We start from the raw sequence: 21,966 nt of genomic DNA, 5'->3' as shown, positions 1-21,966 counted from the left end.
CATTTTTTGGCGATTTATTCAGCGTTTGTACTGTCACAGGACGGTACTTTTGCGGTAAAGCCTTAAACACTGAAAAAACAGTTGCCTGGCCGGATTGGCAACCCGAGGAGTAAGCACTAGAGTATGCGCGCGCAAAACGGGCTTGAGCCGTTCGCACATCGTTGTCGCGTTTATTACGAGGACACCGATGCGGGCGGCATCGTGTATTACGTTAATTACCTCAAGTTTATGGAACGGGCTCGAACCGAGCGGCTCCGGACGCTGGGCTTTGCCCAGTCGGAACTGGCCGGGGAGGACCTGTTGTTTGTCGTGCATTCCAGCGAAGCGCGTTACCACGCGCCGGCGCGACTGGACGACGAACTGCTGGTAAGCGCTGATGTAATCGAATTGAACCGTGCCAGCCTGCGCTTCAAACAGCAGGTCAGGCGGGCCACGGATAATGTGCTGCTCTGTGAAGGGCAGTTTCTGGTGGCCTGCGTGCGCACCGACAGTTTGAAACCCCGGGCCATGCCCGAATCCTTGCGTGCGGCCTTTGCCGACGCGGGCGGCACGGGTACACACTCAAAGCAGGAGATAAAGCGTGGAAGCTAACGTCGTCGACCATTCCTCCATGTGGAGCCTGGTCAGCAATGCCAGCATCGTGGTGCAGTTGGTAATGTTGACCCTGGTGGCCGCATCGGTGACCTCATGGATCATGATCTTTCAGCGCAGCAATCTGCTGCGTGCCGGTCGACGCGCCCTGGAGAGCTTCGAAGAGCGCTTCTGGTCGGGTATCGATCTGTCCAAGCTGTACCGTCAGGCCGGCAGCAACCCTGATCCGGATTCGGGCGTAGAGCAGATCTTCCGTGCCGGTTTCAAGGAATTCTCCCGTCTGCGTCAGCAGCCAGGTGTTGACCCGGAAGCGGTGATGGAAGGTGTGGCCCGTGCCATGCGCGTTGCCATCTCCCGTGAGGAAGAGAAGCTGGAGCAGAGCCTGCCGTTCCTCGCCACCGTTGGTTCGGTCAGCCCGTACATCGGTCTGTTCGGCACCGTGTGGGGCATCATGAACTCCTTCCGCGGTCTGGCCAGCGCCCAGCAGGCGACCCTGGCCACCGTGGCCCCGGGCATCGCCGAAGCCCTGATCGCCACCGCGATCGGCCTGTTCGCCGCGATCCCGGCCGTTATCGCTTACAACCGTTTCTCTGCCCGCAGCGAAACCTTGCTGAGCCGCTACTACACCTTCGCCGATGAGTTCCAGGCGATCCTGCACCGCAAAGTGCACACCAGCGAAGAATAAGCAGGTATTTCCCGATGGCTTTAATCGCTCGAGCCCGAAACAAGCGCAAGCCGGTCGCCGAGATGAACGTGGTGCCATACATCGACGTGATGCTGGTGCTGCTGGTTATCTTCATGGTGACCGCGCCGATGCTCAATCAGGGCGTGAAAGTGGATCTGCCCAAGGTTTCCAGCGAAGCCTTGCCGCAGGACAACAACACTCAGGTGCTGACCATTTCGATCAAGGCTGACAAGACCTACTACTGGAACCTTGGCAGCGAAGTCGATACCGAAAAGCAGCAGGACAGGGCAATGACCCTGCCGCAGATGACTGACGCGGTGACCAAGATCATTCGCGCCGGCACCGAAGGCGGCAAGCGTACCCAGGTCTTTATCCGAGGCGACAAGTCGGTCGACTACGGCGCCGTGATGGGTGCCATGGGCGGGTTGCAGAAAGCCGGGGTCGGTAATGTTGGTTTGATTACCGAGGCCCCCTGATGCAGCAACAGCGAGAGCCGTCCGCCTCGGAAAGCTACTTCTGGCCTAGTGTTCTGGCGATTGTCCTGCACGTGCTGGTGTTCGGCATGCTGTTCGTCAGTTTCGCCTTCACACCCGAGTTGCCGCCGGCCAAGCCGATTGTCCAGGCGACCCTGTACCAGCTGAAATCGAAAAGTCAGGCAACCACCCAGACCAATCAGAAGATTGCGGGTGAGGCGAAGAAATCCGCCGCGCGCCAGACCGAAGTCGAGCAGATGGAACAGAAAAAGGTCGAGCAGGAAGCGGTGAAGGCTGCGGAACAAAAGAAAGAAGAAGCGGCTCAAAAGGCCGAGGAAGCCAAGAAGGCCGACGAGGCGAAGAAAGCGGACGAGGCGAAAAAGGCTGATGAAGCCAAGAAAGCCGACGATGCGAAGAAAGCCGAGGCCAAGAAGGCAGAAGAGAAACAATTGGCTGATATAGCCAAGAAGAAAGCCGAAGAAGAAGCCAAGAAGGCGGCTGAAGAAGAGGCCAAGAAAGCGGCCGCTGAAGAAGCCAAGAAGAAGATCGTCGAAGACGCGAAGAAGAAAGCCGCCGAAGACGCCAAGAAAAAAGCTGAAGCTGAAGAGGCGAAGAAGAAAGTCGCCGACGAAGCGAAGAAGAAAGCTGCTGCCGATGCTGCGAAGAAGAAATCGCAGGAAGCGGCACGTAAATCCGCTGAAGAGAAAAAGGCTCAGGCCCTGGCAGATTTGCTTTCCGACACGCCACAGCGTCAGCAGGCCTTGGCCGATGAGCAGGGTGACGAAGTCGCGGGCAGTTTCGATGACCTGATTCGTGCGCGGGCAGCGGAAGGTTGGGCGCGTCCTCCTTCGGCACGCAAAGGCATGACGGTCGTGCTGCAAATCGGCATGTTGCCGGACGGTACGGTGACTTCGGTCAGCGTGGCCAAGTCCAGTGGCGATGGTCCGTTCGATGCGTCGGCAGTCGCGGCAGTGAAGAATATTGGACGTTTGACAGAAATGCAGGGAATGAAGCCGAGCGATTTCGCTCCGTATCGTTCATTCAAGATGACATTCACACCTGAGGATCTAGCCTTGTGAGAAACCTTCTTCGAGGAATGCTGGTCGTGATCTGCTGCATGGCAGGGATCGCGATGGCTGATGAAAAGAACATTCTGGTCACCAGCGGCAGCGATCGGGCCACCCCGATCGCCGTCGTACCGTTCGGTATGCAGGGCGGTGCGGTGCTGCCGGACGATATGGCTGAAATCATTGGTAACGATTTGCGGAACTCGGGCTACTACTCGCCGATTCCAAAGCAAAACATGATCAGCCAGCCAAGCCAGCCGAGCGAAATCATCTTCCGAGACTGGAAGGCGGTGGGTGCTCAATACATGATGGTCGGCAGCATTGCTCCTGCGGGCGGTCGTCTGCAGGTGCAATGGGCACTGTTCAACGTGGCCACCGAGCAGAAAGTGGCTGACGGCAGTGTTTCCGGTACCACCGAGCAACTGCGTGACATGGCGCACTTCATCTCTGACCAGTCGTTCGAAAAACTCACCGGCATCAAAGGTGCGTTTTCGACCCGTCTGCTGTACGTGACAGCCGAGCGTTTCTCCGAGAAGAACACTCGCTACACCCTGCAGCGTTCGGACTACGACGGTGCCCGTGCCGTGACTCTGCTGCAATCGCGCGAGCCGATCCTGTCGCCGCGTTTCGCCCCGGATGGCAAGCGCATCGCCTACGTGTCGTTCGAGCAGAAGCGCCCACGGATCTTCATGCAGAACATCGACACCGGTCGCCGTGAGCAGATCACCAACTTCGAAGGCCTGAACGGCGCTCCAGCCTGGTCGCCGGATGGCAATCGCCTGGCTTTCGTACTGTCGAAAGACGGCAACCCGGACATCTATGTGATGAACCTGGGTTCGCGTCAGATCACTCGTGTGACGGCAGGTCCTGGCATCAACACCGAACCGTACTGGGGCAAGGATGGTTCGACCATCTACTTCACCTCGGACCGTGGCGGCAAGCCGCAGATCTACAAAACCAGCGCCAGCGGCGGTGGTGCCGAGCGTGTGACCTTCATTGGCAACTACAACGCCAACCCGAAGCTTTCGGCTGATGAAAAGACGCTGGTGATGATTCATCGCCAGGATGGTTTCACCAATTTCAAGGTGGCGGCCCAGGATTTGCAGCGAGGTAGTGTAAAGATCCTCACTGATAGCACTCTGGACGAGTCACCTACTGTTGCGCCCAACGGCACCATGGTAATCTACGCCACCCGCCAGCAGGGCCGGGGAGTCTTGATGCTCGTGTCCATTAATGGACGCGTGAGGCTCCCGCTTCCTACCGCACAAGGCGAAGTCAGAGAACCGTCCTGGTCCCCTTACCTGAACTGACGCGGCGCTTTACGTTTTACTTAACACACTGGGGTTCATTAGGAGTTTCACGATGGAAATGCTGAAGTTTGGTAAATTTGCTGCGCTGGCTCTGGCCATGGCTGTAGCTGTAGGTTGCTCGTCCAAAGGCGGCGACAACGCCGGTGAAGGCGCTGTTGATCCAAACGCTGGTTACGGCGCAAACACTGGTGCCGTTGACGGTTCCCTGAGCGAAGAAGCTGCTCTGCGCGCAATCACCACCTTCTACTTCGAATACGACAGCTCGGACCTGAAGCCAGAAGCCATGCGCGCTCTGGACGTTCACGCCAAAGACCTGAAAGCAAACGGCGCTCGCGTTGTTCTGGAAGGCAACACCGACGAACGTGGTACTCGTGAGTACAACATGGCACTGGGCGAGCGTCGTGCGAAAGCCGTTCAGCGCTACCTGGTACTGCAAGGTGTTTCCCCAGCTCAGCTGGAACTGGTTTCCTACGGCGAAGAGCGTCCAGTTGCTACCGGCAACGACGAGCAGTCCTGGGCTCAAAACCGTCGCGTCGAACTGCGTAAGTAATTCGATATGCGAACGTGCCGTCGTGCTGTAACTGTTCTGGCTCTCAGCCTCGCGCCGCTTGCGGCGTGGGCTGCGGTTCCTGTGGTCGATGACAACTCCGGTTATAACAATAGCGGGAGCAGTTATCCGCCTGCGGGTTACGGTACGAACGGCGCCTATGCCGGGGGAGCGGCTTCGGCCCCTGCCTCGGCACAGGGCATGCTGTTCAACCAACTGCAACAGATGCAGGATCAGATATCGCGCCAGCAAGGTGTGATCGAAGAACTGCAGAATCAGGTTGCGCGCATGAAACAGGAATCCCTGGAGCGATACCAGGATCTTGATCGGCGCATAGGATCCGGTGTTGCACCTGCCGCGACTCCTGAGAATTCTTCTGCCGGTGGCGATGCAAGTGCTGCTGCCGGTGCTGCCGCTGGCGCCGGGGCTGCTGCCGCCCAGGCACCTGCTGCAAGTAGCGAACCGGGTGATCCGGCCAAGGAAAAGCTGTATTACGATGCCGCTTTCGACCTGATCAAAGCCAAGGATTTCGACAAGGCCAGCCAGGCTTTCTCGGCATTCCTGCGCAAATACCCGAACAGCCAATACGCGGGCAATGCCCAGTACTGGTTGGGCGAAGTGAACCTGGCCAAGGGCGATCTGCAAGGTGCAGGTCAGGCTTTCGCCAAGGTGTCGCAGCTCTATCCCAAGCACGCCAAAGTGCCGGATTCGCTGTACAAGCTGGCTGATGTAGAGCGCCGCCTCGGTCACACCGACAAGGTCAAAGGCATTCTGCAACAGGTGGTTTCCCAATACCCGGGAACCTCCGCTGCTCAGTTGGCCCAACGCGACCTGCAACGCATGTAAGTGTGTTTGACCCGTTTGGAAGAAACCCGCGCTTGTCGCGGGTTTTTTCGTTAGAATTCACGCCCTTTTTCTGAAACACGCTTCTGGTGATCTACGCGTTGGCGGGGTTGCCTGAAGTGCCTGACGGAGGCGGACAGCCTGTTTAGCTGTTACGCCCGTGGCGACTATGCAAGACACATTGAGAATTACCGAAGTTTTCTACTCGTTGCAGGGGGAAACGCGGACTGCCGGGCTGCCCACGGTTTTTGTGCGCCTGACCGGTTGTCCATTGCGTTGCCAATACTGCGACAGCGCCTATGCGTTCAGCGGCGGTACGATCCGCACCCTCGACGATATCCTCGAACAAGTGGCCGGGTTTCGCCCGCGCTACGTCTGTGTGACCGGCGGTGAACCGCTGGCGCAGCCCAATGCCATCCCGTTGCTCAAGCAATTGTGTGATGCCGGTTACGAAGTGTCACTGGAAACCAGTGGTGCACTCGATATCTCGGCGGTAGATTCGCGCGTCAGTCGCGTAGTCGACTTGAAGACGCCGGACTCCAAGGAGGCGCACCGCAACCGCTACGAAAACATCGAACTGTTGACGCCCAACGATCAGGTGAAGTTTGTCATCTGCTCGCGGGACGACTATGACTGGGCGGTTTCCAAACTGATCCAGTACGGTCTCGATCAACGTGCGGGTGAAGTGCTGTTTTCCCCAAGTCATCATGACCTCAATGCCAGGGATCTGGCGGACTGGGTGGTGGCAGACAACCTGCCGGTGCGTCTGCAATTACAGCTGCACAAGTATCTTTGGAATGACGAGCCGGGGCGCTGAGATGACTGAACAACTGAACACCACCGAACAGCGTGCAGTGATTTTACTGTCGGGCGGTCTGGATTCGGCCACGGTCGTGGCGATGGCCCGAGCCGAAGGTTTCGCCTGCTACACCATGAGTTTCGATTACGGCCAGCGCTCCCATGCAGAGCTGCATGCCGCCGCGCGCGTCGCTCGCGATCTGGGTGTGGTCGAGCACAAAGTGATCGGCCTGAACCTGAACGGCATGGGCGGCTCGGCGCTGACCGACACCAGCATCGACATCCCGGAAGAGCTGGGCGAGGGCATCCCGGTGACCTACGTGCCGGCGCGCAACACCGTGTTCCTGTCGCTGGCACTGGGCTGGGCTGAAGTGCTTGGCGCGCGTGACATCTTTATCGGTGTCAACGCGGTGGACTATTCCGGTTACCCGGATTGCCGTCCGGAGTTCATCGAGTCGTTCGAGCGCATGGCCAACCTGGCGACCAAGGCGGGTGTGGAAGGCGACGGTTTCCGCATCCAGGCACCGCTGCAGAACCTGAGCAAGGCGCAGATCGTCCAGGCGGGCGTGAAGCTGGGCGTGGATTACGGCCTGACAGTTTCCTGCTATCAGGCGGACGATGAAGGCCGCGCGTGCGGCAAATGCGACAGCTGCCGCCTGCGTGCAGAAGGCTTCGCAGCGGCCGGTGTAAGCGATCCAACACCTTATTTTTGATTTTTTTCAAAAAGGTGTTGAATAGTCCTTAAAAATCAGTATTATACGCGCCACCACACAGCGGGTCGTTAGCTCAGTTGGTAGAGCAGTTGGCTTTTAACCAATTGGTCGTAGGTTCGAATCCCACACGACCCACCATATTTGGCGGTTTAGAAAATCCGGAAGGCCCACGAAAGTGAGGATTTCCGGGTTTTTTTTTGCCTGCGATTCAGGCACCTCTCCCTTGATCGTTGCCTGCGCTGACACAGGTCAGAATCATCTTTTGTATCAACGGGATATTCTGTAGCCTTGCGCAGCTTCAACGCTGTCCGTGCCTGATAATACTCACTCTCCCGGCGGTACCCTCAAGTGGTCCGGAGCCGGGTGTATACTCGACTTTCGCGCGAAAGCGCCTGCAGGTCTTGCGAACATGACGCAGATTTCCGAACGCCTTCTGGTTCAAGCCCACCTCGATGCCAAACAGCCCAAACCGCTGACTGCCGAGGAAGAGGCCTACTACCGTTCCGCCATCGCCGCCGAGCTCAAGGCTCAGGACGCGGTGCTGGTGGCCCACTTCTATTGCGATCCGGTGATTCAGGCCCTGGCCGAAGAAACCGGCGGCTGTGTGTCCGACTCCCTCGAAATGGCGCGCTTCGGCAACGCTCACCCGGCCAAGACCGTGGTGGTCGCCGGCGTAAAGTTCATGGGCGAGACCGCGAAGATCCTCAACCCGGAAAAACGCGTGCTGATGCCGACCCTGGACGCGACCTGCTCGCTGGACCTCGGTTGCCCGGTGGACGAGTTCTCGGCGTTCTGCGATCAGCACCCGGAGCGCACGGTGGTGGTGTACGCCAACACCTCGGCCGCGGTCAAAGCCCGGGCTGACTGGGTGGTAACGTCGAGCTGCGCACTGGAGATCGTCGAAAGCCTGATGGACAACGGCGAGACCATCATCTGGGGCCCGGACAAGCACCTGGGCACCTACATCCAGCGCAAGACCGGCGCCGATATGCTGCTGTGGGACGGTGCCTGCATCGTCCACGAAGAGTTCAAGTCCAAGCAGCTCGAAGACATGAAGGCGCTGTACCCGGACGCCGCGATTCTGGTGCATCCGGAGTCGCCGACCTCGGTGATCGAACTGGCGGACGCAGTAGGTTCCACCAGTCAGTTGATCGCAGCCGCGCAAAGCCTGCCGAACAAGACCCTGATCGTCGCCACCGACCGTGGCATCTTCTACAAGATGCAGCAGCTGTGCCCGGATAAGGTCTTCATCGAGGCGCCAACCGCCGGTAACGGCGCGGCGTGCCGCAGTTGCGCACATTGCCCGTGGATGGCCATGAACACCCTTGAGCGCACGCTCAAGAGCCTGAAGGAAGGGACGAACGAGATCTTTGTCGATCCGGCGCTGATTCCGCAGGCGATCCGTCCGTTGAAGCGCATGCTGGATTTCACCCAGGCGGCGCGGATGAAGCTGGCGGGTAACGCCTGAGGTCCTTCAGAAACAGCGCAAAACCTGTGGGAGCGAGCCTGCTCGCGAAGGCGGTGAATCAGCAAACATAAATGTCGGCTGATACTACGCTTTCGCGAGCAGGCTCGCTCCCACAGTGGTATTCGGTGTCTGGAAACTATTTGGTCTTCTTCGGAATCCGCACCACGCGGGTATCGGAGTAGATGTCGTGCCAGGTGCGCTTTTGCTTGTCGTACAGCGACCAGAGAAACCCTAGCCCTGCGCACAGCCACGAAGCGATCGATACCATGAAGCGCAGCAGCGCCTGCCACAGGCTGATCGCGCTGCCATCGGCGTTCTGTACGCGGATGCCCCATACCTGCATGCCCAGTGTCTGCCCGCCGTGGGTCCAGAACTTGGCGAAGAACGCAAACAGCACCAACAGCAACACTGTGGAATACAGCGGATCGCCATCCATTTTTCCGGCGTCGGTCAGCACACGCAGGCGTTCTTCACCGATGATCGCTGCCTGGATCAACTTGTAGACGAATCCGGTGACGATCAGCAGGGCAGTGCACAACAGGAAGTCATAGAACATCGCGGCCAGGCGCCGGCCGAGGCCAACAGCAGGAAAGTCGCCCTGGGGAGTGAGCAGGTTCTTCGACATGGCAGCCTCTGGACGCAAAATGAAGCGCCATTTTACGGATTCGCGCGCACAAAAAAGCCCCTGATATCAATATCAGGGGCTTTTTCGTTACAGAAGATTAACCTTCTGCTTGTACTTCATCAGCCTGCATGCCTTTCTGGCCTTGCACAGCAACGAAGGTCACTTTCTGGCCTTCTTTCAGGCTCTTGAAGCCGTTGCCCTGAATAGCGCGGAAATGCACGAACAGATCCGGACCGCTTTCTGGAGTGATAAAACCAAAACCTTTCTCGTCGTTAAACCACTTGACGGTACCGCTCTGACGTTGGGACATTTCTTATTTCCTTTGACGCATAAATTGATGACAGCCTCTTTCTCATGAAAGAGTACTGGGGCTGGTTGCAGGAGAGTAAGAAGACGTCGAGCGGGATGTAGCTAACTTGTAGGCTACTGCCCAGGTCACGATTCCAAGCTGACCCATGCAAACACAGTGGACAAACTCTACGCCAACTACGGGAGAAAAAACAAGCCCCGCGAAGGCCCCGGTTTTACTGTCCCGGCTGGCAGTTAGTCAGTCTGCTAGTGCGGCTTGGACGATTAGCTTGTTCAAAAGTTTTCGAACGTTATAAGTAAAGTTCATAATCGAATCAAATGTTAGAAAATGCACTTTTTTGTGGCGATTGCGTTACATATTAGTGCACGCATAACGCAATCGCGTTACTTATAGAAACAGTCAATCAACCACGATAGTAGCGTTGTGGAACAAATGGCATTTTGCTTACAAGCATTTGCACCTTTTTCCCACGAACGATGGCCCAGACTGGCGTATCCAGGGTGACATAAGCGCTGTCGAGGTAACCCATCGCCAACGGGCCACCCAAGGTCGGACCGAAGCCGCCGCTGCACACGCTGCCGATGATTTCGCCCGCGTCGTTGACGATTTCTGCGCCTTCACGCACCGGCGTACGTTCCTGTGGCAGCAGACCGACGCGTTTGCGCGCGACGCCATTCTGCTGCTGAGCAAAAACTGTCTCTGCCCCCGGGAAACCACCGGCCCGTGCGCCGTCGGCACGACGTGGCTTGGAGATTGCCCACAACAGGCTGGCTTCGATCGGCGTGGTCTCGGTGTTCATGTCGTGCCCGTACAGGCACAGGCCGGCTTCCAGGCGCAGCGAGTCGCGGGCGCCGAGGCCGATGGCCTGAACTTCCGGTTCGGCCAGCAGGGCGCGGGCGAGTTTTTCTGCATCGGCGGCGGGCACCGAGATTTCGAAACCGTCTTCACCGGTGTAGCCCGAACGGCTGACGAAGCAATCCACGCCCAGCAGTTGCACGCGATTGAACTGCATGAACGTCATCTTCGCCACCTCTGGCGCAAGACGCGCCAGCACGGTGACCGCAGCCGGGCCTTGCAACGCCAGCAGCGCGCGCGCTTCGAACAGCTCCGTAATGGTGCACTGATCGCCAATGTGTTTTTGCAGATGCGCCAGATCCTGATCCTTGCACGCGGCGTTGACCACCAGGAACAGCTCGTCGTTACCGAGATTGGCGACCATCAGGTCGTCGAGGATGCCGCCGTTGTCGTTGGTGAACATTGCGTAGCGCTGCATGCCCACCGGCAGGTCGATGATATCCACCGGCACCAGGGTTTCCAGAGCCTTGGCGGCATTAGCGCCGGTCAGGCGGATCTGGCCCATGTGCGAGACATCGAACAGCCCGGCCTGCTCACGGGTGTGCTGGTGTTCTTTCATCACGCCCAGCGGGTATTGCACCGGCATGTCGTAGCCGGCGAACGGCACCATGCGGGCGCCGAGTTCGATATGCAGAGCGTGCAGCGGGGTTTTCGACAGTTGTTCGGTGGACATGCGTGGCTCCTTGAAAGTTTGAGTTTGGGGGCATGGGGCTAGATTTAGATCAAGATCAAAAGCCCCTCACCCAGCCCTCTCCCAGAGGGAGAGGGGGCTAAGTGCGGTCCTCTCCCAAAGGGCGAGGACATAAATCAGCATTCGATGATGTTGACTGCCAGACCGCCGCGGGCGGTCTCTTTGTATTTGCTTTTCATGTCGGCGCCGGTCTGGCGCATGGTGCGGATGACTTTGTCGAGGGAGACGAAGTGTTGCCCGTCGCCGCGCATGGCCATGCGCACCGCGTTGATCGCTTTCACCGAACCCATGGCGTTGCGCTCGATACACGGGACCTGCACCAGCCCGCCAATCGGGTCGCAGGTCAGGCCGAGGTTGTGTTCCATGCCGATTTCCGCCGCGTTCTCGACTTGCTGCACGCTGCCGCCGAGCACTTCACACAACGCGCCGGCGGCCATCGAGCAAGCCACGCCGACCTCGCCCTGACAGCCGACTTCGGCGCCGGAGATCGAGGCGTTTTCCTTGTACAGAATGCCGATGGCGGCGGCGGTCAGCAGAAAGCGCACCACGCCGTCATCGTTCGCACCCGGGATAAAGCGCATGTAGTAATGCAGCACCGCCGGGATGATGCCCGCCGCGCCGTTGGTCGGCGCGGTGACTACACGACCACCGTTGACGTTTTCTTCGTTGACCGCCAGTGCATAAAGGTTGACCCAGTCGAGCACCGACAGCGGATCGCGCAACGCCGATTCCGGGTTCTTGCACAATTGCCGATGCAGCGCCGCCGCCCGGCGTTTGACCTTCAGCCCGCCCGGCAGAATGCCTTCGTTGCGACAGCCAGCGGCGACGCAGTCCTGCATCACTTGCCAGATTTTCAGCAGACCGGCGCGGGTTTCCGCTTCAGGGCGCCAGGCGCTTTCATTGGTCAGCATCACCTGGCTGATCGACAGACCGTAGGTGGCGCAATGGCCGAGCAAGTCCTTGGCACTTTTGAACGGGAAGGTCAGCGGTGTCGCGTCTTCGACGATGCGGTCGGCACCGGCCGCATCTTCATCGACTACAAAGCCGCCACCGACCGAGTAGTACTCGCGGCTGCGAATCTGAATACCGGCAGCATCGAAGGCGCGAAAGATCATGCCGTTGGGGTGATAGGCCAACGGTTTGCGGATCATCGCCAGGTGTTCTTTCTCGTTGAACGCGATGCTGTGTTCGCCGAGCAGGTTCAGCCGGCCATTGCCGCGAATTTCCTGCAGGCGCGCGGCGACGGTTTCGGTATCGACGGTGTCCGGGTGTTCACCTTCAAGGCCGAGCAGCACGGCTTTGTCGCTGCCGTGCCCCTTGCCGGTGGCGCCGAGCGAGCCGTACAGCTCGACTTTGACGGTGCTGGTGGCCAACAACAGGTCATCGCGGCGCAGGCCTTCGGCGAAGCGCGCAGCGGCACGCATCGGGCCGACGGTGTGGGAGCTGGAAGGGCCGATGCCAATCTTGAACAGGTCGAACACGCTTAACGACATGAGTGGTTCTCCGGTTTCTTGTTATAGGAATTGGCGGATTTTTGCGGCTGACCGCATTCCCTTGTAGGAGTGAGCCTGCTCGCGATAGCGGTGTGTCAGATAACAGTAATGTCGACTGATACACCGCTATCGCGAGCAGGCTCACTCCTACAGGGATCTGCGGTGTTTGCGGGATCAGCGATAACTGATCCCGCATCCGTTTAAGCGTAGCTTTCGATCGACGGGCAGGCGCAGACCAGGTTGCGGTCGCCGAACACGTTGTCGACGCGACCGACCGGCGGCCAGTATTTACCTTCGATCAACGACGCCACCGGATACACCGCCTGCTCGCGGCTGTACGGGTGGGTCCACTCGCCGACCAGTTCCGCTGCAGTGTGCGGGGCGTTTTTCAGCGGGTTGTCTTCCTTGTCCAGCGTGCCGTTTTCCACCGCGCGGATTTCTTCGCGGATGCGGATCATGGCGTCGCAGAAGCGGTCCAGTTCTTCCTTGGATTCACTTTCGGTCGGCTCGATCATCAGCGTGCCGGCGACCGGGAACGACATGGTCGGGGCGTGGAAGCCGAAGTCGATCAGACGCTTGGCGACGTCATCGACGCTGATGCCGCTGCTGTCTTTCAGTGGACGCAGATCGAGGATGCATTCGTGCGCCACCAGCCCGTTGCTGCCGGTGTACAGCACTGGATAGTGCTCTTCGAGGCGACGGGAAATGTAGTTGGCATTGAGGATCGCCAGTTGCGAAGCACGCTTGAGACCGGCGCCGCCCATCATGCGAATGTACATCCAGGTGATCGGCAGAATGCTTGCGCTGCCGAACGGTGCTGCGCAGACCGCGCCTTCCTTGCGTGCCATCTGGCCGTGACCCGGCAGGAACGGGGTCAGGTGCGACTTGACGCCGATCGGGCCGACACCCGGGCCGCCACCGCCGTGCGGAATGCAGAAGGTTTTGTGCAGGTTCAGGTGCGACACGTCGCCGCCGAACTTGCCCGGTGCGCAGAGGCCGACCATCGCGTTCATGTTGGCGCCGTCGATGTACACCTGGCCGCCGTTGTCATGAATGATTCCGCAGATTTCGCGGATGCCTTCTTCGAACACGCCGTGGGTCGACGGGTAGGTGATCATCAGCGCCGCGAGGTGTTCGCGGTGCTCGATGGCTTTGGCGCGCAGGTCTTCGATATCGACGTTGCCGCGCGCATCGCACGCGGTCACCACCACGCGCATGCCGGCCATGTTGGCGGTGGCCGGGTTGGTGCCGTGGGCCGACGACGGGATCAGGCAGATGTCGCGGCGCTCGTCGCCACGGCTCTGGTGGTAAGCGCGAATCGCCAAGAGACCTGCGTATTCACCCTGCGAACCGGCGTTCGGTTGCAGCGAGATCGCGTCGTAACCGGTGGCGGCGCAGAGCATCGCTTCCAGTTCATCGGTCAGTTGCTGATAACCGGCGCTTTGTGCGGCCGGGGCGAACGGGTGCAGGGCGCCGAATTCGGCCCAGGTCACCGGGATCATTTCGCTGGCGGCGTTGAGTTTCATGGTGCACGAGCCCAACGGGATCATGGTGCGATCCAGTGCCAGGTCCTTGTCCGCCAGTTTGCGCAGGTAGCGCATCAGCTCGGTTTCCGAGTGATAACGGTTGAACACCGGGTGGCTGAGGATCGGCGACTGACGTACTAGCGCCGCCGGGATGGTGCTTTTCACCGAAGTAGCCAGTGCAGTGAAGTCCGGCAGGGTCTTGCCGTCGGCGAACAGCCCCCATAGGGTTTCGATGTCAGCCTGAGTGGTGGTTTCGTCCACCGACAGGCCCAGACGCTCGGCATCGATGACTCGCAGGTTGATCTGCGCGGCATGCGCCTTGTCGTGCAGCGCGGCGGTGTGTGCGCCGGTGGCGAGGGTCAGGGTGTCGAAGAAGCTGGTCTGCTCGACTTTAGCGCCCAGTGCGCTCAGGCCCTTGGCCAGAATCGCGGTCAGGTGATGCACGCGGTTGGCGATCCGGGTCAGGCCTTTCGGGCCGTGGTACACGGCGTACATGCTGGCGATGTTGGCCAGCAGCACCTGCGCGGTGCAGATGTTCGAGGTGGCCTTCTCGCGGCGGATGTGTTGCTCGCGGGTCTGCATCGCCAGACGCAGCGCCGGCTTGCCGAAACGGTCAACCGAGACACCGACCAGACGGCCGGGCATGTCGCGCTTGAACGCATCTTTAGTCGAGAAGTAAGCCGCGTGCGGGCCACCGAAGCCCAGCGGCACGCCGAAGCGTTGTGCGGAACCGATGGCGACGTCGGCGCCGAACTCGCCCGGGGCGGTCAGCAAAGTCAGGGCCAGCAGGTCGGCAGCCACGGCCACCAGCGCGTTGGCGGCGTGGAAACGCTCGGTTAGTTCGCGGTAGTCGAACAGGTCACCGTTGCTCGCCGGGTATTGCAGCAGCGCGCCGAAAAACGGCGTGACGTCGCTCAGTTCACGCTCATCGCCAACCACCACGTCGATGCCCAGCGGCTCGGCACGGGTGCGCAGCACGTCGAGGGTTTGCGGGTGGCTGTGGATCGAGGCGAAGAACTGGTGGCTGCCCTTGTTTTTGCTCAGGCGTTTGCAGAAGGTCATGGCTTCGGCAGCGGCGGTGGCTTCGTCGAGCAGCGAGGCGTTGGCGATCGGCAGGCCGGTGAGGTCGCTGATCAGGGTCTGGAAGTTCAGCAGCGCTTCGAGACGGCCCTGGGAAATTTCCGGCTGGTACGGGGTGTAAGCGGTGTACCAGGCCGGGTTTTCCAACAGGTTGCGCAGGATCGGCGACGGCGTGTGGCAGTTGTAGTAGCCCTGGCCGATGTAGGTCTTGAACAGTTGGTTTTTGCCGGCGATGGATTTGATCATCGTCAGTGCATCGGCTTCGCTCAGGCCGTCGTCCAGGCCGAGCACGCTGGTGCCCTTGATGCTTTCCGGGATGACGCTGGCGCTCAGCGCTTCGAGCGAGTCGAAGCCGAGGCTGTTGAGCATGGCTTGCTCGTCACCGGCGCGCGGGCCGATGTGACGGGCGATGAATTCGTTGGCAGTGCCGAGGTTTACTTGGGTCATGTCGTTACTCCTCAGGCTTCGGCTTGGGCTTTGATCAGGCGGTCGTAGGCGTCTTGATCGAGCAGTTTGCCGACAGCGGCGGCGTCACTTGGCTGGAAGCGGAAGAACCAGCCTTCGCCCAGCGGATCTTCGTTGACCAGTTCCGGGCTGCCGTCCAGTGCCGGGTTCACTTCCACAACGTCACCGTCGAGCGGCATGTACACGCCGCTGGCGGCTTTCACCGATTCCACGGTGGCGGCTTCAGCGCCTTTTTCGTAAGCCTGCAGCTCAGGCAGTTGCACGAACACCACGTCGCCCAAAGCGTTCTGCGCGAAAGCGGTGATGCCGACAGTAACGCTGCCGTCAGCTTCGGTGCGCAGCCATTCGTGATCTTCAGTAAAACGCAACTCGCTCATGGAAACTCCTAAGGGGGCCAGACTCGTCTGGTGGACGCGGTGGAAGGCTTGGGCATGAAAGCCCTGATTTTATGAGCGGTTACTTAGCAAGAACGCGGCCAGATTGTATTTATATATATAAATCAAATGGTTATGTGTTTCTGGTTGTGATGGGTGTGGGGCTTCTGTAGCGAAATCGCTACAGCTTGGGGCGGGGAGAAAAGCTGAAGCGGATCAAAGCCTTGCACAGCGGTGATTGGAGGTGGGTGTATCGATATCGTTCCGCTGTAGCGCTTTCAGTACAGATGGAGGTCGGTTTTGAACGGATTTCGAATCCGTCACATGAACCCCCTGTGGGAGCGGGCTTGCTCGCGAAAGCGTCAGGTCAGTCGACATCACTGTTGAATGGCCCACCGCATTGGCGAGCAAGCCCGCTCCCACATTTTTGACCGCGTGCGGCTTACGGTTTGTTGGGAATGCCGTACTTGCGCAGTCGATGGGCAATCGCCGTGTGCGAGGTCTGCAGGCGGCTGGCCAGTTGGCGGGTCGAGGGGTAGCTGACGTAGAGTTTTTCCAGCAGCGATTTTTCGAAGGATTCGACGGCTTGTTCGAGGCTGTCGACGTCGCTGTCGGTCTGCCGCGCCACCGAGGTGCCGGCGATGTCGAGGTCGCCGATGTCGACCAGGCTGCTCTCGCAGATCGCCGCGGCGCGGAAGATCACGTTCTGCAACTGGCGCACGTTACCCGGCCAACGATTACCAAGCAGCGCCGGATAGGTACCGGGCGCAAGGCGACAGACTGGACGCTGAATCTGCGCACAAGCCTGCTGCATGAAGTAGCGCGCCAGCAGCAGAATGTCCTGGCCACGCTCACGCAGCGGCGGCACTTCAACGTTGAGTACGTTGAGGCGGTAGAACAGGTCTTCGCGGAACAGGCCTTCGCTGACCATTTTTTCCAGGTCGCGGTGGGTCGCGCTGAGGATCCGCACGTTGACCTTCACTTCACGATCGCCGCCCACTCGACGGAAGCTACCGTCGTTCAAAAAGCGCAGCAGTTTGGCTTGCAAGTACGGCGACATCTCGCCGATCTCGTCGAGAAACACCGTGCCCTGGTTGGCCAGTTCCATCAGCCCCGGTTTGCCGCCACGTTGCGCGCCGGTAAAGGCGCCGGGGGCGTAGCCGAACAGTTCGCTCTCGGCGAGGTTCTCCGGCAGGGCCGCGCAGTTCAAGGCGAGAAACGGCGCACTGTGCCGCGCACTGATCGCGTGGCAAGCGCGGGCCACCAGTTCTTTACCGGTGCCGGTTTCGCCTTGAATCAGCAGCGGTGCGTCGAGGGCTGCGACTCGTTGCGCGCGGGCCTTCAGCGTGCGGATCGCCGGGGATTCGCCGAGCAGTGCATCGAAACCTTCGGCATGGTCATGGTGCAACGCCGAGAGCTGTTCGCCGATACGGTTTGGCTGATACAGGGTCAGCAGCGCACCGGCGTCGGTGATCGGCGTGGCGTCCAGCAGCAGGGTCTGGCCATTGACGGTGATCTCGCGCAGCGGCAGGCGGAAGCCTTGTTCGAGCAGGGTTTCCAGCAGGCCGGGATCGTTGAACAGTTCCGAGACACTTTCCCCCGCCGGTTCGCGGCCGTACAGGGCGATCAGTGCCGGGTTGGCCAGCAGCACCTTGCCGGCGCTATCGAGGGCGAGTACCGGATCGGTCATCGCCGCGAGCAACGCATCGAGCTGCAGGTGCCGGCGCTGACCAGGGAGGATGTCGACCACCACCACGGCCTCCACACCGCGCACCCGAAACAACGCATCTTTGAGCTCTTCGAGCACTTGCGGGCTCAAGGTCGGTGCATCGATGTAGACGTTGGGCGGAATCATCTCCACCGCATCCAGATTGAGATTGCGCCCACCGAGGATAGCCAGGACTTCCTGGGTGATGCCGACGCGGTCGATGAAGCTGACGTGGATACGCATGGGGGCGGTTCAGTGTTCTGGAATGCGGAGGGGGGCAAGTATGCCTTGGGGCGGGCTAATGGTGAAACCGGACACAGGATTTCAGGCCAACACGGACCCTTGTAGGAGTGAGCCTGCTCGCGATAGCGGTGTGTCAGAAACAACGATGTTGACTGATACACCGCTATCGCGAGCAGGCTCACTCCTACAGGGGATGTGCAAAATCCAGGTTATTCGAAGTGCTCGAGATTGACCGGGTCGCCGGACTTCATATCAAGTTGCTTGCGGATGTCTTCAAACATCATGTCGTAATGCTTGTGAACCGAGCCGATCTGGCTGTGGGTCTTGGGAATGCCGTACTTCTCGGCGATTTTCGTCACATTGTTGGCAAAGTTGTAGGCCTCCTCTTTGGGCAGGAAGAAGGTCTCTTTCATGTCCTTGCCCTGAAGGTTGCCGTGCATCGTGAACTGTATGCCTTTGCCTTTCTGCGGATCGGTGAACACTTCATAGTCGAGGTGCACGTTGTAACTGACGTCATCCGGAGTCAGCGCGTGCCGCTCAATATGCAAATGACCGGGTTCAAACTGGGCCATGGGTTTCTCCTTTCAAGGCATGGGAGAAGGGCAGACCCTGAGCCTGCCCTTGAGTTTCTAATTATCGATAGCTGATGCCCGGCTTCGCCGTGCTGACGCGTGTACCGGCAGTACCCTGGACGATCGCTTCGATGTCCGCGAGCGAACCGATCACCGCGACCTTGCCAGTATGGCGCGCGAATTCGCAGGCTGCCTGCACCTTCGGTCCCATGGAGCCAGCGGCGAAACCGAGGCGTTCGAGTTCATCCGGGTGGGCTTCGGCGATGGCTTTCTGCGACGGCTTGCCATAGTCGACGAACGCCGCGTTGACGTCGGTGGCGATCACCAGCAAGTCAGCTTCCAGTTGCTCGGCGAGCAGCGACGAGCACAGATCCTTGTCGATTACCGCCTCGATGCCCTTGAGGTTGCGGTGCTCGTCGTACATGGTCGGAATGCCGCCGCCACCGGCGCAGATGACGATGCTGCCCTTGTCCAGCAGCCACTTGATCGGACGGATCTCGAAGATGCGTTTTGGCCGTGGGCTGGCCACCACACGACGGAACTTGTCGCCGTCCGGAGCGATGGCCCAGCCTTTTTCAGCAGCGAGTTTTTCCGCTTCAGCCTTGTCGTAGACCGGGCCGATCGGTTTGGTTGGATTCTGGAAGGCCGGGTCCTTGGCGTCGACTTCAACCTGGGTCAGCAGGGTGGCGAACGGCACTTCGAAGTCCAGCAGGTTGCCCAGTTCCTGTTCGATGATGTAGCCGATCATGCCTTCGGTTTCGGCACCGAGCACGTCCAGCGGGTAAGGGGTGACGGAGGTGTAGGCCGCTGCCTGCAGCGACAGCAGGCCGACTTGCGGGCCATTGCCGTGGGCGATGACCAGTTGATTGCCGGGATGGATCTTGGCGATTTGCTCGGTGGCGATGCGGATGTTGGCGCGCTGGTTGTCAGCGGTCATCGGCTCGCCACGACGGAGCAGGGCGTTACCGCCCAGAGCTACGACGATACGCATGGTGCATGTCCTTCTGGAAAACAGTGAAAGCTCGCAGGACGAATGCGGTCCCTGTGGGAGCCGGGCTTGCCCGCGATGGCGGTGGATCAGGCAACATTGTCGCTGGCTGACACACCGCTATCGCTGGCAAGCCAGCTCCCACAGTGACCGTGTCGTGTCAGTGAGAGCTGTATTGGTTTACAGATCAGCCAGGGTCGAGACCAGGATCGCCTTGATCGTGTGCATGCGGTTTTCCGCTTGCTCGAAGGCGATGCAGGCGGGCGACTCGAACACGTCGTCGGTGACTTCGATGCCGTTGGCCAGGTGCGGATACTGTTCGGCGATCTGTTTGCCGACCTTGGTATCGCTGTTGTGAAACGCCGGCAGGCAGTGCATGAACTTGGTGCGCGGGTTGCCGGTGGCTTTCATCAGCTCTTTGTTGACCTGGTACGGCAGCAGTTGCTGGATACGTTCGGCCCAGGCTTCAACCGGCTCGCCCATCGACACCCAGACATCGGTGTGGATGAAATCGACGCCTTTGACCGCGGCTTTCGGGTCTTCGGTCAGGGTGATGCGCGCGCCGGATTCTTCCGCGTATTTCTTGCAGCGATCGACCAGATCGTCGTGCGGCCACAGGGCTTTCGGCGCGCAGATGCGCACGTCCATGCCGAGCTTGGCGCCGACCAGCAGCAGCGAGTTGCCCATGTTGTTGCGCGCGTCGCCGAGGTAGGCGTAGCTGATTTCGTGGATCGGCTTGTCGGCGTGTTCACGCATGGTCAGCACGTCGGCGATCATTTGCGTTGGGTGATATTCGTCGGTCAGGCCGTTGAACACCGGCACCCCGGCGAACTTCGCCAGCTCTTCGACAATTTCCTGTTTGAAACCACGGTATTCGATGGCGTCGTACATGCGACCCAGCACGCGGGCCGTGTCTTTCATGCTTTCCTTGTGGCCGATCTGCGATGAGTTCGGGTCGATGTAGGTGACGTTGGCGCCTTGGTCGTAGGCCGCCACTTCGAACGCGCAACGGGTGCGGGTCGAGGTTTTTTCGAAGATCAGGGCGATGTTGTTGCCCTTGAGGTGTTGCTGCTCGGTGCCGGTGTACTTGGCGCGTTTCAGATCGCGGGACAGGTCGAGCAGATAACGCAGCTCACGTGGGGTGTGGTGTTCCAGGCTGAGCAGGTTACGGTTGTGGATGTTAAAAGCCATGATGGATCTCCTTCGGTGTCGGTTATCCCCCTGGCCGCGCTTTGTAAGTCGCGGCCAAGGCTCAGAGGTTTAGTAATCGATTGGGTCGCGGATGATCGGGCAGGTCATGCAGTGGCCGCCGCCGCGACCACGACCGAGTTCGCCAGCGCTGATGGTGATGACCTCCACGCCTGCCTTGCGCAGCAGGGTGTTGGTGTAGGTGTTGCGGTCGTAGCCGATGACCACGCCCGGTTCCACGGCCACCACGTTATTGCCGTCGTCCCATTGCTCGCGTTCGGCGGCGAAGCTGTTGCCGCCGGTTTCCACCACGCGCAGTTTCGGCAGGTTTAGCGCAGCGGCGACAGTGTCGAGGAAGCTGCCTTCTTCGCGGCGGATGTCGATGCCGCCCTGTTTGCTTTCGTCAGGACGCAGGGTGAAGGCGACGATCTGGTTGACCACTTCCGGGAAAATCGTCACCAGGTCGCGGTCGCAGAAACTGAACACGGTGTCCAGGTGCATCGCGGCGCGGGACTTCGGCAAGCCGGCGACGATGACTTTTTCCACGGCTTTGTTCTTGAACAGGTTCAGTGCCAGTTGGCCGATCGCCTGTCGCGACGAGCGTTCGCCCATGCCGATCAACACCACGCCGTTGCCGATCGGCATCACGTCGCCGCCCTCAAGGGTCGAGCTGCCATGGTCCTTGTCCGGGTCGCCGTACCAGATCTCGAAATCGGCGTTGGTGAACTGCGGGTGGAATTTGTAGATGGCGGTGGTCAGCAGGGTTTCCTGACGTCGCGCCGGCCAGTACATCGGGTTCAGCGTCACGCCACCGTAGATCCAGCAGGTGGTGTCGCGGGTGAACTGGGTGTTCGGCAGCGGCGGCAGGATAAAGCTGGAGTGGCCGAGGAAGTCGCGGAACATCTGGATGGTCTTGCCACCGAAGCTGTCCGGCAGATCATCGGCGGATACGCCACCAATCAGGTATTCGGCGATGTGTCGCGGCTCAAGGCTTTTCAGCCAGGATTTGACTTCGCTGATCAGACCCAGGCCCACCGAGTCGGCGGTGACCTTGCGCTCGAGAATCCAGTCCAGCGCTTCCGGGATGGCGACGATGTCGGTCAGCAGGTTGTGCATTTCCAGCACGTCGATCCCGCGTTCACGCATTTTGGTCACGAAGTCGAAGTGGTCGCGCTTGGCCTGGGCGACCCACAGCACGTCATCGAACAGCAGTTCATCGCAGTTGTTCGGGGTCAGGCGCTGGTGGGCCAGACCTGGGGAGCAAACCATGACTTTGCGCAGTTTGCCGGCTTCGGAATGGACGCCGTACTTAACTTTTTCCGTGGTCATTGCAGTGATCCTCCAGATTACAAA

General features: G+C 59.8%; 21 protein-coding genes and 1 tRNA gene. 11 read left to right on the top strand and 11 right to left on the bottom strand.

What is annotated here, in order from left to right:
- The first annotated feature begins 123 nt into the window (after positions 1–123).
- From ybgC to nadA, 11 genes are all read left to right on the top strand, one after another.
- Positions 124–591, top strand: a complete 468-nt coding sequence (gene ybgC / locus AC3WMV_RS06850; RefSeq protein WP_027612533.1) for a tol-pal system-associated acyl-CoA thioesterase — start codon at positions 124–126, stop codon at positions 589–591.
- Positions 581–1,276, top strand: coding sequence for a protein TolQ (gene tolQ / locus AC3WMV_RS06845; protein ID WP_007912733.1), 696 nt, complete (start codon positions 581–583; stop codon positions 1,274–1,276). The genes ybgC and tolQ overlap by 11 nt, the downstream gene beginning before the upstream one ends.
- Positions 1,277–1,299: 23 nt before the next feature.
- Complete coding sequence (tolR, locus tag AC3WMV_RS06840; RefSeq protein ID WP_161794900.1) at positions 1,300–1,752, top strand: protein TolR; 453 nt, start codon at positions 1,300–1,302, stop codon at positions 1,750–1,752.
- Complete coding sequence (gene tolA, locus AC3WMV_RS06835) at positions 1,752–2,828, top strand: cell envelope integrity protein TolA (RefSeq protein ID WP_041068568.1); 1,077 nt, start codon at positions 1,752–1,754, stop codon at positions 2,826–2,828. Before tolR ends, tolA begins: the two co-directional genes overlap by 1 nt.
- A gap of 17 nt (positions 2,829–2,845) precedes the next feature.
- Positions 2,846–4,126 carry a Tol-Pal system beta propeller repeat protein TolB gene (gene tolB / locus AC3WMV_RS06830; RefSeq protein ID WP_164747834.1) on the top strand — a complete coding sequence of 427 codons (1,281 nt, stop codon included), beginning with the start codon at positions 2,846–2,848 and terminating at the stop codon, positions 4,124–4,126.
- A 52-nt stretch (positions 4,127–4,178) separates the two neighbouring features.
- On the top strand, positions 4,179–4,676 hold the full coding sequence (pal, locus tag AC3WMV_RS06825) for a peptidoglycan-associated lipoprotein Pal (RefSeq protein WP_003178634.1): 498 nt from the start codon (positions 4,179–4,181) through the stop codon (positions 4,674–4,676).
- Positions 4,677–4,682: 6 nt separating this feature from the next.
- Positions 4,683–5,519 carry a tol-pal system protein YbgF gene (gene ybgF, locus AC3WMV_RS06820; RefSeq protein WP_047296035.1) on the top strand — a complete coding sequence of 279 codons (837 nt, stop codon included), beginning with the start codon at positions 4,683–4,685 and terminating at the stop codon, positions 5,517–5,519.
- Between the two features lie 166 nt (positions 5,520–5,685).
- Complete coding sequence (gene queE, locus AC3WMV_RS06815; protein WP_027612537.1) at positions 5,686–6,333, top strand: 7-carboxy-7-deazaguanine synthase QueE; 648 nt, start codon at positions 5,686–5,688, stop codon at positions 6,331–6,333.
- Between the two features lies 1 nt (position 6,334).
- Complete coding sequence (gene queC, locus AC3WMV_RS06810; RefSeq protein ID WP_103367424.1) at positions 6,335–7,027, top strand: 7-cyano-7-deazaguanine synthase QueC; 693 nt, start codon at positions 6,335–6,337, stop codon at positions 7,025–7,027.
- 62 nt (positions 7,028–7,089) lie between these two features.
- A tRNA-Lys gene (locus AC3WMV_RS06805) sits at positions 7,090–7,165 on the top strand.
- 271 nt (positions 7,166–7,436) lie between these two features.
- A complete protein-coding gene (gene nadA / locus AC3WMV_RS06800; protein WP_003227499.1) occupies positions 7,437–8,495 on the top strand; it encodes a quinolinate synthase NadA in 1,059 nt (352 codons plus the stop codon).
- A 136-nt stretch (positions 8,496–8,631) separates the two neighbouring features.
- Here nadA and AC3WMV_RS06795 read toward each other — a convergent pair whose 3' ends face one another.
- From AC3WMV_RS06795 to arcA, 11 genes are all read right to left on the bottom strand, one after another.
- Positions 8,632–9,120 (bottom strand): RDD family protein, encoded by a 489-nt coding sequence (locus AC3WMV_RS06795; RefSeq protein WP_097085944.1) that lies wholly within the window; start codon positions 9,118–9,120, stop codon positions 8,632–8,634.
- Between the two features lie 97 nt (positions 9,121–9,217).
- Complete coding sequence (locus AC3WMV_RS06790; protein ID WP_007934683.1) at positions 9,218–9,430, bottom strand: cold-shock protein; 213 nt, start codon at positions 9,428–9,430, stop codon at positions 9,218–9,220.
- 403 nt (positions 9,431–9,833) lie between these two features.
- On the bottom strand, positions 9,834–10,958 hold the full coding sequence (gene gcvT, locus AC3WMV_RS06785) for a glycine cleavage system aminomethyltransferase GcvT (protein ID WP_096795084.1): 1,125 nt from the start codon (positions 10,956–10,958) through the stop codon (positions 9,834–9,836).
- Between the two features lie 134 nt (positions 10,959–11,092).
- Positions 11,093–12,469 (bottom strand): L-serine ammonia-lyase, encoded by a 1,377-nt coding sequence (locus tag AC3WMV_RS06780; protein ID WP_103367425.1) that lies wholly within the window; start codon positions 12,467–12,469, stop codon positions 11,093–11,095.
- Between the two features lie 200 nt (positions 12,470–12,669).
- Positions 12,670–15,522: an aminomethyl-transferring glycine dehydrogenase gene (gene gcvP / locus AC3WMV_RS06775; RefSeq protein WP_103367426.1), complete on the bottom strand. Its 2,853-nt coding sequence runs from the start codon at positions 15,520–15,522 to the stop codon at positions 12,670–12,672.
- Positions 15,523–15,533: 11 nt separating this feature from the next.
- Positions 15,534–15,917, bottom strand: a complete 384-nt coding sequence (gene gcvH, locus AC3WMV_RS06770; RefSeq protein ID WP_103367427.1) for a glycine cleavage system protein GcvH — start codon at positions 15,915–15,917, stop codon at positions 15,534–15,536.
- Positions 15,918–16,356: 439 nt separating this feature from the next.
- Entirely contained in the window at positions 16,357–17,865 is a 1,509-nt protein-coding gene (gcsR, locus tag AC3WMV_RS06765) for a transcriptional regulator GcsR (protein ID WP_027612544.1), read from the bottom strand.
- A 209-nt stretch (positions 17,866–18,074) separates the two neighbouring features.
- Positions 18,075–18,437: a DUF5064 family protein gene (locus tag AC3WMV_RS06760; protein ID WP_007908047.1), complete on the bottom strand. Its 363-nt coding sequence runs from the start codon at positions 18,435–18,437 to the stop codon at positions 18,075–18,077.
- A 61-nt stretch (positions 18,438–18,498) separates the two neighbouring features.
- The gene (arcC, locus tag AC3WMV_RS06755) at positions 18,499–19,428 is read right to left on the bottom strand and encodes a carbamate kinase (protein ID WP_027612546.1); all 930 of its coding nucleotides are present in this window, start codon (positions 19,426–19,428) and stop codon (positions 18,499–18,501) included.
- Positions 19,429–19,605: 177 nt separating this feature from the next.
- Complete coding sequence (locus AC3WMV_RS06750) at positions 19,606–20,616, bottom strand: ornithine carbamoyltransferase (RefSeq protein WP_003227481.1); 1,011 nt, start codon at positions 20,614–20,616, stop codon at positions 19,606–19,608.
- 69 nt (positions 20,617–20,685) lie between these two features.
- Positions 20,686–21,942, bottom strand: a complete 1,257-nt coding sequence (gene arcA, locus AC3WMV_RS06745) for an arginine deiminase (protein ID WP_027612548.1) — start codon at positions 21,940–21,942, stop codon at positions 20,686–20,688.
- Positions 21,943–21,966: the final 24 nt, after the last annotated feature.

The sequence above is a fragment of the Pseudomonas sp. FW305-3-2-15-E-TSA4 genome (assembly GCF_058787295.1).
This window is presented reverse-complemented; position numbering and strand designations above follow the sequence as displayed.

What these genes read in the sequence shown, in the direction of transcription:
- ybgC (WP_027612533.1), top strand. Translation starts at nt 124, where the DNA reads ATGCGCGCGCAAAACGGGCTTGAGCCGTTCGCACATCGTTGTCGCGTT.
- tolA (WP_041068568.1), top strand. Translation starts at nt 1,752, where the DNA reads ATGCAGCAACAGCGAGAGCCGTCCGCCTCGGAAAGCTACTTCTGGCCT.
- tolB (WP_164747834.1), top strand. Translation starts at nt 2,846, where the DNA reads ATGCTGGTCGTGATCTGCTGCATGGCAGGGATCGCGATGGCTGATGAA.
- pal (WP_003178634.1), top strand. Translation starts at nt 4,179, where the DNA reads ATGGAAATGCTGAAGTTTGGTAAATTTGCTGCGCTGGCTCTGGCCATG.
- ybgF (WP_047296035.1), top strand. Translation starts at nt 4,683, where the DNA reads ATGCGAACGTGCCGTCGTGCTGTAACTGTTCTGGCTCTCAGCCTCGCG.
- queE (WP_027612537.1), top strand. Translation starts at nt 5,686, where the DNA reads ATGCAAGACACATTGAGAATTACCGAAGTTTTCTACTCGTTGCAGGGG.
- queC (WP_103367424.1), top strand. Translation starts at nt 6,335, where the DNA reads ATGACTGAACAACTGAACACCACCGAACAGCGTGCAGTGATTTTACTG.
- nadA (WP_003227499.1), top strand. Translation starts at nt 7,437, where the DNA reads ATGACGCAGATTTCCGAACGCCTTCTGGTTCAAGCCCACCTCGATGCC.
- AC3WMV_RS06795 (WP_097085944.1), bottom strand. Translation starts at nt 9,120, where the DNA reads ATGTCGAAGAACCTGCTCACTCCCCAGGGCGACTTTCCTGCTGTTGGC.
- AC3WMV_RS06790 (WP_007934683.1), bottom strand. Translation starts at nt 9,430, where the DNA reads ATGTCCCAACGTCAGAGCGGTACCGTCAAGTGGTTTAACGACGAGAAA.
- gcvT (WP_096795084.1), bottom strand. Translation starts at nt 10,958, where the DNA reads ATGTCCACCGAACAACTGTCGAAAACCCCGCTGCACGCTCTGCATATC.
- AC3WMV_RS06780 (WP_103367425.1), bottom strand. Translation starts at nt 12,469, where the DNA reads ATGTCGTTAAGCGTGTTCGACCTGTTCAAGATTGGCATCGGCCCTTCC.
- gcvP (WP_103367426.1), bottom strand. Translation starts at nt 15,522, where the DNA reads ATGACCCAAGTAAACCTCGGCACTGCCAACGAATTCATCGCCCGTCAC.
- gcvH (WP_103367427.1), bottom strand. Translation starts at nt 15,917, where the DNA reads ATGAGCGAGTTGCGTTTTACTGAAGATCACGAATGGCTGCGCACCGAA.
- gcsR (WP_027612544.1), bottom strand. Translation starts at nt 17,865, where the DNA reads ATGCGTATCCACGTCAGCTTCATCGACCGCGTCGGCATCACCCAGGAA.
- AC3WMV_RS06760 (WP_007908047.1), bottom strand. Translation starts at nt 18,437, where the DNA reads ATGGCCCAGTTTGAACCCGGTCATTTGCATATTGAGCGGCACGCGCTG.
- arcC (WP_027612546.1), bottom strand. Translation starts at nt 19,428, where the DNA reads ATGCGTATCGTCGTAGCTCTGGGCGGTAACGCCCTGCTCCGTCGTGGC.
- AC3WMV_RS06750 (WP_003227481.1), bottom strand. Translation starts at nt 20,616, where the DNA reads ATGGCTTTTAACATCCACAACCGTAACCTGCTCAGCCTGGAACACCAC.
- arcA (WP_027612548.1), bottom strand. Translation starts at nt 21,942, where the DNA reads ATGACCACGGAAAAAGTTAAGTACGGCGTCCATTCCGAAGCCGGCAAA.